Origin of the sequence: Phascolarctobacterium sp. ET69, assembly GCF_023336935.1 — a bacterium.
Classification (GTDB): domain Bacteria; phylum Bacillota; class Negativicutes; order Acidaminococcales; family Acidaminococcaceae; genus Fusicatenibacter_A; species Fusicatenibacter_A intestinipullorum.
Map to the genome: position 1 here is coordinate 493,529 of NZ_JAMBLR010000002.1, position 12,030 is coordinate 505,558.

Here is a 12,030-nt window from a genome sequence, read left to right on the forward strand (position 1 = left end):
AAACGGTGTTTTTTATTTTTTTATACTGTTTTTGCCAGCTGATTTGTAGTACAATAAACATAATCCCTAATTATACCCTGAAGGAGGTGAGAAAATGTTAAACAGAGTGCTGCGGATTACAATAGTCGTTGTTTTTGCTGTTACCGGACTTATACTTACAGAATATTTACTGCCTTATATTTCGGATTACTTTGATTACAAATTTTATGGCAACGGCTTTTTCGGCATTGCTTTTACAACAATCGTATCAGGCAGTGTCGGAATTTTTGTTTTTGGCAGTATGGGCATGGCACTGGCTCCTGTTATTATCCGTAAAATGACGAGCTGGACGGAGAAAATTGCCATTTTGCTGGCACGCGTTCCTACCAGTGACATCATGGTAATAACCTTCGGCATTGCCATCGGCCTTGTGCTGGCCAACCTTTTGGGCGGGCCTTTTTCGCATCTGCCTATTATCGGGCCTTATATTCCGCTTATTTTCAGCGTAGTGCTTTCCATGGTCGGCGCCAAGGTAGCTTTGCGCAAGCATCAGGATATTGTGGGCTTTTTTGACAGGAGCCTGCCGTCGCTGAAAGGCGCGGTTAAACCTGCCGCCGTTAAAGACGCTTATGACAGCGACCGCGTTTACTGCGACAATAAGCTGCTTGATACAAGCGTAATTATTGACGGCCGTATTGGCGATATTTTAAAAACAGGCTTTTTGGAAGGCTTTATGATAGTGCCTAAATTCGTTATCCGCGAATTGCAGACACTGGCCGATTCTTCTGACGGCTTAAAACGCGGCAAGGGTAGGCGCGGGCTTGATTTGCTCCATGAAATACAAATAGAGAACCCGGAGCGTGTTTTTGTTGACGATACCGATTATCCGGAACTGGAAGGCGTTGATGCCAAGCTGGTGAAGCTGGCTCAGCAAAAACAGTGGATTATTGTAACCAACGATTTTAACTTGAACAAAGTGGCAGAAATTCAGGGCATTGATGTTTTAAACATTAACGACCTGGCCAACGCCGTTAAGCAGATGGTTGTGCCCGGCGAAAATATTAACGTGTTTTTGCTGCGTGAAGGCAAGGAAGCAGGGCAGGCTATTGCCTATTTTGAAGACGGCACAATGATAGTCGTCGATAACGGCAGACGCTTTATCGGTTCTTCCGTAATGGCGGAGGTTACTTCCGTATTGCAGACTTCTGCCGGGCGCATGGTTTTTGCCAAAGTTGCTAACAGGTGATTTGTATGGATAAACTTACGGTTATTGTGCCTGCCGCCGGTGCGGGAAAAAGGCTTGGCCTCGGCAAAAATAAAGTGTTTGCCATTCTGGGTGGGGTGCCGCTTTTAGTGCAGTGCCTGCGCATGATAAATGATACCGGCATGGCGGATAAAACCATTATCGCCGCAGGCGCAGCTGAAATTAACGATATAAATGATATGCTTGCCAAATACCGGGAGCTTTTTCCGCTGCTTGATACAGCAGTTGTGGCAGGAGGCGCAGAACGCACCGACAGCGTTAAAAATGCGCTTGCCTTAACCGGCAGCGGCGGTTTTATTGCCGTGCATGACGGCGCACGCCCTTTTGCCGGCAAAGAGGTGTTTGAACGCACTTTGAAAGCTGCCGTAAAATATGGGGCTGCCATAGCGGCGGTGCCGGTAAAAAACACTATTAAGCTTATTGATGAAAACGGCTTTGTGGCCGGTACACCGCAGCGCAGCCTGCTGCGTGCCGTGCAGACGCCGCAGATTTTTAAGGCGGAACTTTTGCACCGTGCTTACGGCAGCGAAAACCTGCGCGGTGCGGCAGTAACTGATGACGCTTCGCTGGTGGAGCGTTTGGGAGTAAAAGTTGCCGTTGCTGAAGGAAGTTACGAAAACATTAAAATTACCACGCCGGAAGATTTGCTTTTGGCAGAAAAAATTTGTGCAGACAGGGGAATGGCTATGCAGCAGGAAATAAAAGTTCCGCAGTTTAGGGTAGGCACGGGCTTTGATGTGCACCGCCTTACGGAAAACCGCAAACTTATTTTGTGCGGGGTTGAAGTGCCTTATGAACTTGGCCTTGACGGGCACAGCGATGCTGATGTTGCCGTGCATGCTTTGATGGACGCTCTTTTGGGGGCGGCTGCCCTTGGCGATATCGGCAGGCACTTTCCCGATACTGACGAGCGTTTTAAAGACGCAGACAGCATGAAGCTGCTGGCGCATGTTATTGCGCTTTTAAAAGAGCGATGTTGGCACGTAAACAATGCCGATGTAACAATCATTGCGCAAAGGCCTAAACTTGCCGTATTTATTCCGCAGATGCGGGCTAACCTTGCGGCGGCGCTTGAACTTGGCGAAGACGCTGTAAACGTAAAAGCTACAACAACCGAAAAGCTGGGCTTTACCGGGCGCGGTGAAGGCATTGCCGCAGAAGCCTGCGTAAGCCTGATTAAAATATGACGCATTTAACAGATTATGCTATAATATAAAAGATTAATTTTTTGGAGGAATGAGTTTGATGGCTAATGAAGTTAGAGTAAGATTTGCGCCCAGTCCTACCGGGCCTTTCCATATCGGCGGCGCACGCAGCGCACTGTTTAACTGGCTGTTTGCCCGCAAAATGGGCGGCAAAATGATTTTGCGTATTGAAGATACCGACCTTGAGCGTTCCAGCCGTGAAAGCGAAGAAAATATTAAGGCAGCTTTAAAATGGCTTGGCATGGATTGGGACGAAGGTATTGACGTAGGCGGCGAAAACGGCCCTTACCGCCAGACCGAACGCCTGGAAATTTATAAAAAATATACCGATAAACTGCTGGCAGAAGGCAAGGCATATTACTGCTACTGCACCGACGAAGAACTGGAAGCAGAACGCCAGTCTTTGCTTGCCGAAGGCAAAATGCCGCGCTACATGGGCAAATGCCGCCATTTAACGCCTGAACAGATTGAAAAATATAAAGCCGAGGGCAGAAAACCGACCGTACGTTTTAAAGTGCCTGCCGACAAACAGATTTTAGTGCGCGACATGGTACGCGGCGATGTTGTGTTTGATTCCAACGGCATCGGCGACTTTGTTATCGTTAAATCCGACGGCATCCCGACTTATAACTATGCCGTTGTTATCGACGATTCTTTAATGCATATCACCCATGTTATCCGCGCCGAGGAGCATCTTTCCAACACTCCGCGCCAGTGCCTTATTTATGACGCACTTGGCTTTGAACAGCCTACCTTCGGGCATATCTCGCTTATTCTCGGCAAGGACCACACCAAAATGTCCAAACGCCATGGTGCAACTTCTGTAGACCAGTACCGCCAGCTCGGCTATCTGCCGGAAGCCATTGACAACTTCCTGGCACTTCTTGGCTGGGCGCCTAACAGTGAACAGGAAATTTTCAGCATGGACGAGCTTGTTAAAGAGTTCAGCATGGACCATGTTGCCAAGAACCCGGCTGTATTTGACATTGACAAACTGAACTGGATTAACCAGCATTATATGCGCAAACTGAGCCGCGACGAGTTTTACGAAGCAGCCAAACCGCATATGATTAAAAAAGGCTTTATTAACGGCGAAGAATACGGCGACAAGCTGGAATGGCTGAAAGACGTTGTTGCCACTGCGCAGCAGCATGTATCCTACGCAGCACAGGTACCGGATGATGTTGCCATGTACTTTACCGATAATTTTGATTTTGAAAATGACGATGCCAAAAACGTGCTTTTGGCAGAAACCGTACCGGAAGTAATCCGCCTGCTGTTTGACAAACTGCCGAAGCTGGAAGTTTTGGACGGTCCTTCCGTAAAGGCAACTTTTAAGGCTATCCAGAAAGAAACCAAACTGGGCGGCAAAAACGTGTTCATGCCTATCCGCGTAGCGCTTACCGGCAACCAGCACGGGCCGGAACTTGCGGAAATGGTTCCGCTTCTGGGCCTTGCACGCACCGTAAGCCGCATTAAAAACAGCCTTGATAAAGTTGGGGTTAAGTTATATTAAGGAGCAATTACTATGGCTATTAAAGTTTATAATACGCTCACCAAAAAGAAAGAAGAATTTGTGCCTCTGCATCCCGGCAAAGCCTATATGTATGTTTGCGGCGTTACGCCGTACAACCATCCCCATATCGGCAATGCGCGCCCCTTTGTAACATGGGACGTTATCCGCCGTTTTTTGGAGCATGAGGGCTATGACGTTCTGCATGTGCAGAATTTTACCGATGTTGACGATAAAATCATCAACACAGCGAATAAGGAAGGCGTGCAGTGGAGCGACATCTGCGGGCGTTATATCGACGCTTATTTTGAAGTAATGGATAAGCTGAACGTACGCCGCGCGCATGTTTACCCGCGCGTTTCCGAGCATATGCAGGAAATTATTAATGTTGTGCAGGCCCTTATTGATAAAGGCTATGCCTATGAGCTTGACGGCGACGTATATTACAGCGTTGAAAAGTTTGACCGCTACGGCGAACTTTCCGGACGCAAGCTGGAAGATATGATGGCCGGCGCCCGCGTTGACGTTAACGACAAAAAGCATAACCCGTTTGATTTTGCGCTGTGGAAAGCAGCCAAACCCGGCGAACCGTACTGGGAAAGCCCGTGGGGCAACGGACGTCCGGGCTGGCATATTGAATGCTCTGCCATGAGCATGAAATACCTTGGCGAAAGCTTCGATTTCCACGGCGGCGGCAGCGACCTTATTTTCCCGCATCACGAAAACGAAATTGCTCAGTCCGAAGGCTGCACCGGCGTGCATCCGTTTGTACGCTACTGGCTGCATAACGGTTTTATTACCGTCAACGAAGAAAAAATGTCCAAATCGCTTGGCAACTTCTTTACCGTTGCCGATATTCTGGAACACTTCGAGCCGGAAACACTGCGCTTTTTCATTCTTTCCACGCATTACCGCAGCCCGCTGGATTTCAGCGACGAGCGCCTTAAGGAAGCACAGCGCAGCCTGGCACGTTTAAAAACCGCACAGGACAATTTAAAAGAACTGGCTCAGCTTATCAGCGGCGGCCCGACGGAAACCAGCAAAGCGCTTTACGCAAAACTGGAAGAACTGCGCAGCGGCTTTATGGAAGCCATGAGCGACGATTTCAATACTGCGCTTGCCATCAGCTTTATGTTTGAACTGGCAAAAGAAATTAACATTTATCATCAGCATATCAGCACCGGCAGCGAAAAACCGGACGGCAAGCTGGTTGAAAACATGGAAAAACTTTTTGCGGAGTTCTGCGGCATTATCGGCGTATTGGAAACTTCCGCGCAGCCTGCGGCAGAAAAAGATGCTTCGCTTGAAGACAAGCTGATTGAAACGGTTGTAAGCCTGCGCCAGGAAGCGCGTGCCGCTAAAAATTACGCTCAGGCAGACGCACTGCGCAATGCTTTAACTGGCCTCGGCATTGTGCTTGAGGACACTCCGCAGGGAGTACGGTGGAAAAAACAGTGAAGTTTGAACAGTATAAATTAGTGAAAGAACATGCTCTGGCAGCCGTGCAGGCTGCCGGAGTTTCTTTACCGGAAGCAGGCAGCATGAACCCCGTGCTTTTGGCGTATGTGGGCGATGTGGTTTTTTCGCTGTATGTACGCCTGCGCTTTCTGGCGGCATCAAGCCATGTGCGCGTTATACACGATTTAAGTTCCAAAGCGGTATCAGCTGTATATCAGGCCAGGGCTCTGACAGCTTTGATGGATACGCTTAACGAACAGGAGCTGGCCGTTGTAAAACGCGGGCGCAATACAAAATCTTCTGTGCCCAAAAGTGCCAGCGTGCACGAATACCGTATGAGTACGGCTTTTGAAGCGCTTATTGGCTGGCTGTTTTTAAACAACGAAGATGAACGCCTGGAAAAAATTATGGAACAGGCTTTTAATATCATTATTGATGATTTTAAGACAAAATGAGGTAAAATATGCAGGTAAAATTAGTAAGGCATACGCCGGAACCTGAAAAGACAGTTGCCATGAGCGCGCGTCTTTGCTATTCTCCTATCGGTGCGGCGCAGCTTGAAGAAAAAATTTCTGATGAACAGGCAGCTGCCCTGGTGCGCAAACTTGTTTCGATGGGGCATTTTTCCACGCTGGAACATGTTACCTTTACCTTTGCCATCGAAGGCGTTTCGCGCGTTTTAACGCATCAGCTTGTGCGCCACCGCATTGCTTCTTATTCGCAGCAGTCGCAGCGTTATGTTAAAGAACATAATTTTGAGGTAATTATGCCTCCTTCCATTGCGGCCAAACCGGAAGCAAAAGCTGAGTTTGAAGATTTAATGCAGAAGCTGCAGGATGCCTACAATAAATTTACGGAAATGGGCATTCCGGCAGAGGACGCGCGCTATGTGCTGCCGAATGCGGCGGAAACAAAAATCGTCTGCACTTTTAATGCCCGTTCGCTGCTGAACTTTTTCAGCCTGCGCTGCTGCATGCGTGCACAGTGGGAAATCCGCGCGCTGGCGGAAAAGATGCTGGCAGAATGCAAGCGCGTTGCGCCGGTTATTTTTGAAAACGCCGGCCCGACCTGCGTAAGCGAAGGCATTTGCCGCGAAGGTGCCATGAGCTGCGGACGCCTTGAAGCTATTTTAAAAGCTAAAAAAGCCGCAGAAAAAAACTAAAGGTGAAGTTATGAAAGAAGAATTTATTGCCGGAAGAAACCCCGTTGCTGAGGCTTTGCGCAGCGACCGCGCGCTGAATAAAGTAATGGTTCAGGACGGCGCGAGGGGCGTAACGGAAATTATTGCCGCAGCCAGGGAAAAAGGTGTGGCGGTGGAATTTGTTAAAAGCGACAAACTGGATAAACTTGCACAGGGAGTGCGCCATCAGGGCGTGGTTGCTTATGCTGCTCCGGTAGAGTTTAAAACTCTGGAGGACGCGCTAAAAAAAGCTGCCGCTAAGGGCGAAGCACCGTTTTTGCTGCTGCTTGACGAACTGCAGGACCCGCAGAACCTTGGCGCGCTTATCCGCACGGCAGACGCTGCCGGTGTGCATGGCATTCTGCTGCCGAAACGCCGCAGCTGCCCGCTGAACGCCGTTGTTGCCAAAATTTCCGCCGGTGCGGTGGAATATGTGCCGGTTATACAAATAGGCAATATTGTGCAGCAGCTTAAAGATTTGAAAAAACAGGGCTTTTGGGTTGCCGGTGCCGATATGGACGGCGAACCCTACACCAAAGCCAATTTAACCGGGCCGCTGGTGCTGGTTATCGGCGCGGAAGGCAAAGGGCTCGGACGGCTTGTTAAGGAAAACTGCGACATTATCGTCAGCCTGCCGATGCAGGGCGGCGTAAATTCGCTTAATGCAGCGGCGGCGGGAGCCGTTTTGATGTATGAGGTTGTGCGCCAGCGCGGGCAAGAGGCGGCAAAAAATGCGTGAGTGGCTTATTGTTGACGGTTATAACGTAATAAACAACTGGAACGATTTTAAGAAAATCCGCAGTGAAAATTTGGAGCATGCACGCGATTTGCTGCGCGAAAAAATTGCCGAATACGTAGCCTTTAAAGGATATCTGGGACTTGTAGTGTTTGACGCGCAGGAGGTTCAGGGAAATTCCGAAGAAGAAAATTACGGCGCTGTAACCGTTATTTATACTGATGAAGGCGAAACGGCAGATTCGTGGATTGAACGCAAAACCTATGAGCTGAACAGAAACGGCGACAAGGTATTTGTTGTTACCAGCGACTACGCCGAACAGATTAATATACTCGGCAGCGGCGCTTACCGCATTTCGGCGCGTGAGTTCCGCGAAGAATACAAACGCGCCAAAAAACAGATAGAAGAAAAAGTGCATGCTTCGGCAGGCGGCCTGGGGCGCAATGAACTTGGCGGAAGGCTGCATGAGCATGTGCGTGCACATTTTGAAAAACTGCGCCGCCGGTAAATTGACGCGCCCGAAAGAAATATTGTATAATTAAAGCACTTATCTTATAAAGAAATTAACGGAGGGCGTTCAGATGAGCGCAGAAACACCGACTAATCCATACAGCGCTTTTGAAAAAATGACCGATGAGGAAGTTGTTTTAAAAGCGAAGGAAGACAATGTGCTGGCTCAGGAATATTTGCTGCACAAATACCGTAAATTTGTGCGTGCCAAAGCCAGAAGTTATTTTTTAATAGGGGCGGAACGCGAGGACATCATACAGGAAGGCATGATAGGCCTTTATAAAGCAATCCGCGATTTTAAAGGGGACAAACTTTCAAGTTTCCGCGCTTTTGCGGAGCTTTGCGTAACAAGGCAGATTATTACAGCCATTAAAACGGCAACGCGGCAGAAGCATATACCGCTTAATTCGTATGTATCGCTCAATAAGCCTATTTACGAGGAAGATTCCGACCGTACGCTGATGGACGTGGTTTCGGGAGTGAAGGTTGCCAACCCCGAAGATATGATTATCAGCCGCGAGGAATTTGTCGATATCGAAAACAAAATGAACAATATTTTGAGCGATCTTGAATGGCGCGTGCTGATAAGCTATCTTGACGGCAAATCGTATCAGGAAATTGCAACCGAACTGAACCGCCATATCAAGTCCATTGACAACGCTTTGCAGAGAGTAAAACGCAAGCTTGAAAAATATATTACCAGCGAAGGCAGCGGCACCGATTTAAGCAGCGTTTATTCCGGCCTGCTTGCCATGGACCCCAGCGAGCGTTTTGCCAGCCGCAGCCTGAAAAACAAGCGCTGAGAGCGTTAATATTGAAACAGAAAATAACATCGTTTAGAAATTTCTGAATGATGTTATTTTTTTTAGAGGATTTTGCGCCTTGACAGCGAATATATTTTTTACAAAGTAAAAAGTCCGTAAAATTTAAGGGAGGTAATACAAATGAATCAGGTAGAGGAATTTGAAAAAGTAGTTGAAGAAGCTAAAAACCAGCCGGTGAAGGTGGTTGTTGTAACAGGCAAACCCGGCAGCGGCAAAAGTAAAGTTTTAAGAGAAGCGGCAGCAGACAAAAAATGGGATTATATTGATTGCCGCCTTTTGATTACCGAACAGTTTTTGGAAATTCCTCCCGCAGAACGCAGGGACAAAGCAGCTGTAATGATGGGCGAAATTCTGGATACCTATAATTCCGATGTTATTTTGCTGGACCGTCTGCAAACTTTGTTTGTTCCGGTGTTCCATATTGATATTGCCGAGCTTTTGGCAAAACTCAGTGAAAAATATGTTATTGTAACGGCATGGCCCGGATACATGGAAGACGGCAATCTCTGCTATGATAAATTTGACGGTACCGAGTCCATCCGTATCAGCGCCGAGGGCTTTACCCTCTGGAATGTAGACTGAAAGTTGTTTGATAAATAAGTGCGGGGGTTATCATGGCACAGGTAAAAGGCAGGTTAGCAGTGCTTACGGGCGGCGGTGACTGCCCGGGATTGAACGCAGTTATCAGAGCGGTTGTTAAGACTGCGCTTAAGAACGGTTACGAAATTTATGGTATAGAAAACGGATTCAATGGTTTGATTACCGGAACGATGAAACTAATGGATTATGCGTCTGTATCAGGGATTCTTCCGCGTGGAGGAACGATCTTAGGAACGACTAACCGTGATAACCCCTTCCACTTTGCCGTGGAAGAAAACGGCAAATATGTTTTTTATGATAAGCGCGAAGAAGTTATAAAAAACCTGCGTGACAGGAATATTGAAGCGCTTGTGGTTATTGGCGGGGACGGCAGCCTCAATATCGCAGCCAAACTTGCTGCGGAATGCGATGTTAAAGTGGTGGGAGTGCCCAAGACGATTGACAATGATTTGCAGTGTACGGAGCGCACATTCGGCTTTGACACGGCAATGGCAATGGCGACAGAAGCATTGGACAGGCTGCACACAACGGCAGAATCACATCACCGCGTAATGGCGCTTGAAGTTATGGGCCGTTATGCCGGGTGGATTGCCCTGCATTCAGGAATTGCGGGCGGTGCGGATGTAATTTTGCTGCCGGAAATCCCTTACGATATAAATTCTGTGCTGAGGAAGATTGAGGAGCGCAGAAAAAGCGGTAAAAAGTTCAGTATTATTGTTGTGGCTGAAGGTGCGAAACCGATTGGAGGTGAGCTGTCCGTAGCCAGAGTAGTTGAAGGAAGTTTTGAACCCCTCCGCCTTGGCGGGGCAGGCGAAAAACTCGTACGTGAAATTGAAAATCGGACAGGAATTGAATCGCGGTGTACAGTATTAGGTTATTTACAGCGCGGCGGATCGCCTACAGCGTTTGACAGGGTGCTTTCCACCCGCTACGGTGTAGCAGCAGCCGAGGCTTGCATTCGCAAGGAATACAACGTAATGGTGTCACTGCAAGGCGACAAAATTGTAACGGAACCTATTGCTAAGGTCGCCGCACAACCACGGTTAGTCCCGTTAGACAGTGAAATTATACGCACAGGAAGGCAAATGGGTTTGTGCTTCGGTGACTGAAGCCTCGTGAAACGGATTTTTCAGCAGCAGCAATATACAGAAGGCAGCGGTTATGGACGCCGCTGCCTTTACTTTTGCCTGTTTAAGGTTATTTTAATATTTAAGTATTATATTTTTAGTTGGCGGATTGCCGGAATAATAGTATAATTAAAATATTATATACTAAAGCCCTTACGGCGGAAGGCAGATGAACATGGACAACAATTTAATTGCAGTAATTATAGGCATTGTGGAAGGCGTTACCGAATTTTTGCCGGTATCGTCAACCGGACATATGATAATAGTTGGCAATATGCTTGGGTTTGACGGCCCTGTTGCCGATTTGTTTGATGTATTTATTCAGCTTGGCGCAATACTTTCGGTTGTTTTTATTTACAAAGAACGCTTTGCACGCTTTTTTACAAAAGAAGGCTGGCAGCCTGATAAAGGACTCAGCGTATGGCATGTGGCAGCCGGAATCGTACCCGTAATGGGCGTTGCTTATCTGGGGTACAGTTATATTAAAACCTACCTTTTCTCGCCGTTTACGGTAGCTGTAGGGCTTGTTCTGGGCGCTTTCTGGATGATGTTTGCCGAATACAAAACCAAAGACAGGCAGCACCAGCTTGAAAATGACATTGATAAACTTACATTAAAACAGGCCGCTGTTGTCGGAGCTTTTCAGCTGCTTTCGCTGTGGCCCGGTTTTTCGCGCAGCGGCAGCACCATTGCCGGTGCCCTGCTTGTTGGTTTAAGCCGTGAGGCGGCAGCTTCCTTTGCGTTTTTAATTGCTGTGCCGCTGATGTTTGCGGCCTGCCTTTATGACCTGATGAAGAATATGCACCACCTTACAGGCAGTGAATTTCAGATGCTGGCCATCGGTTTTGTAACGGCTTTTATCGTTTCTTACTTTTCCGTTTTATGGTTTTTGAAATTTTTAAACAAATATAGCTTGACAAGTTTCGCATATTATCGTATTATACTTGCTGTAGCTGCTCTTTGGTATTTCTACTTTTAAAAGATTTTGAAAAAAATCTAAAAAATAAGTAAAAATACTGTTGACAAATGGTTAAACATAATGTAGAATATCATTTGTCACTAGCGAGTGCTGGCATAGCTCAACAGGTAGAGCAGCTGACTTGTAATCAGCAGGTTGTGGGTTCAAGTCCTATTGCCAGCTCCAAAATATGGAGAGGTTCCCGAGTGGCTAAAGGGAGCAGACTGTAAATCTGCCGCGTTTCGCTTCGTTGGTTCGAATCCAACCCTCTCCACCAACTTTCATCGCGGGGTGGAGCAGTTGGTAGCTCGTCGGGCTCATAACCCGAAGGTCGTTGGTTCAAGTCCAGCCCCCGCAACCAAATTCAGTTAGGACGCTGATGTAGCTCAGTCGGCAGAGCGTATCCTTGGTAAGGATAAGGTCACCAGTTCAATCCTGGTCATCAGCTCCAAATAAATATGGCGGCGTAGCTCAGTTGGCTAGAGCATGCGGTTCATACCCGCAGTGTCCGCGGTTCAAATCCGTGCGCCGCCACCAAAAAAATTTACCTCAATTTTATATTGAGGTTTTTTTATTATATTCTCTGTTACATAGTTTACAGCAAGCAGACAATGTGGTACAATTGCCGTAAAGGCCAAATTTAAAACAAAAACCACTATGATTTGGAGGAAAGATG

12 protein-coding genes and 5 tRNA genes are annotated in these 12,030 nt (G+C 47.5%); all 17 read left to right on the top strand.

What is annotated here, in order from left to right:
- Window positions 1–94: 94 nt before the first annotated feature.
- On the top strand, window positions 95–1,225 hold the full coding sequence (locus M3079_RS05100) for a PIN domain-containing protein (RefSeq protein ID WP_249077678.1): 1,131 nt from the start codon (window positions 95–97) through the stop codon (window positions 1,223–1,225).
- 5 nt (window positions 1,226–1,230) lie between these two features.
- Window positions 1,231–2,430: a 2-C-methyl-D-erythritol 2,4-cyclodiphosphate synthase gene (ispF, locus tag M3079_RS09395; RefSeq protein ID WP_283162427.1), complete on the top strand. Its 1,200-nt coding sequence runs from the start codon at window positions 1,231–1,233 to the stop codon at window positions 2,428–2,430.
- 58 nt (window positions 2,431–2,488) lie between these two features.
- The gene (gene gltX / locus M3079_RS05115) at window positions 2,489–3,964 is read left to right on the top strand and encodes a glutamate--tRNA ligase (RefSeq protein WP_249077680.1); all 1,476 of its coding nucleotides are present in this window, start codon (window positions 2,489–2,491) and stop codon (window positions 3,962–3,964) included.
- A gap of 12 nt (window positions 3,965–3,976) precedes the next feature.
- Entirely contained in the window at window positions 3,977–5,419 is a 1,443-nt protein-coding gene (gene cysS / locus M3079_RS05120) for a cysteine--tRNA ligase (RefSeq protein WP_249077682.1), read from the top strand.
- Complete coding sequence (locus M3079_RS05125; protein ID WP_249077684.1) at window positions 5,404–5,874, top strand: ribonuclease III domain-containing protein; 471 nt, start codon at window positions 5,404–5,406, stop codon at window positions 5,872–5,874. The genes cysS and M3079_RS05125 overlap by 16 nt, the downstream gene beginning before the upstream one ends.
- Window positions 5,875–5,882: 8 nt before the next feature.
- Entirely contained in the window at window positions 5,883–6,581 is a 699-nt protein-coding gene (gene thyX, locus M3079_RS05130; protein WP_249077686.1) for an FAD-dependent thymidylate synthase, read from the top strand.
- 10 nt (window positions 6,582–6,591) lie between these two features.
- Window positions 6,592–7,338 carry a 23S rRNA (guanosine(2251)-2'-O)-methyltransferase RlmB gene (gene rlmB, locus M3079_RS05135; protein WP_249077688.1) on the top strand — a complete coding sequence of 249 codons (747 nt, stop codon included), beginning with the start codon at window positions 6,592–6,594 and terminating at the stop codon, window positions 7,336–7,338.
- Entirely contained in the window at window positions 7,331–7,843 is a 513-nt protein-coding gene (locus M3079_RS05140; protein ID WP_249077689.1) for an NYN domain-containing protein, read from the top strand. Before rlmB ends, M3079_RS05140 begins: the two co-directional genes overlap by 8 nt.
- 73 nt (window positions 7,844–7,916) lie before the next feature.
- Window positions 7,917–8,648, top strand: coding sequence for an RNA polymerase sporulation sigma factor SigH (sigH, locus tag M3079_RS05145; RefSeq protein WP_021715877.1), 732 nt, complete (start codon window positions 7,917–7,919; stop codon window positions 8,646–8,648).
- 141 nt (window positions 8,649–8,789) lie between these two features.
- On the top strand, window positions 8,790–9,251 hold the full coding sequence (gene brxF, locus M3079_RS05150; RefSeq protein ID WP_021715876.1) for a BREX-3 system P-loop-containing protein BrxF: 462 nt from the start codon (window positions 8,790–8,792) through the stop codon (window positions 9,249–9,251).
- Between the two features lie 32 nt (window positions 9,252–9,283).
- Complete coding sequence (locus M3079_RS05155) at window positions 9,284–10,378, top strand: ATP-dependent 6-phosphofructokinase (protein WP_249077691.1); 1,095 nt, start codon at window positions 9,284–9,286, stop codon at window positions 10,376–10,378.
- 193 nt (window positions 10,379–10,571) lie between these two features.
- Entirely contained in the window at window positions 10,572–11,375 is an 804-nt protein-coding gene (locus tag M3079_RS05160) for an undecaprenyl-diphosphate phosphatase (protein WP_349293345.1), read from the top strand.
- Window positions 11,376–11,464: 89 nt separating this feature from the next.
- Window positions 11,465–11,540: transfer RNA gene (locus tag M3079_RS05165), tRNA-Thr, on the top strand.
- 6 nt (window positions 11,541–11,546) lie between these two features.
- Window positions 11,547–11,631 (top strand) — tRNA-Tyr (locus M3079_RS05170).
- A gap of 8 nt (window positions 11,632–11,639) precedes the next feature.
- Window positions 11,640–11,715 (top strand) — tRNA-Met (locus M3079_RS05175).
- 14 nt (window positions 11,716–11,729) lie between these two features.
- Window positions 11,730–11,805 (top strand) — tRNA-Thr (locus M3079_RS05180).
- 9 nt (window positions 11,806–11,814) lie between these two features.
- Window positions 11,815–11,891, top strand: a tRNA-Met gene (locus M3079_RS05185).
- Window positions 11,892–12,030 lie beyond the last annotated feature (139 nt).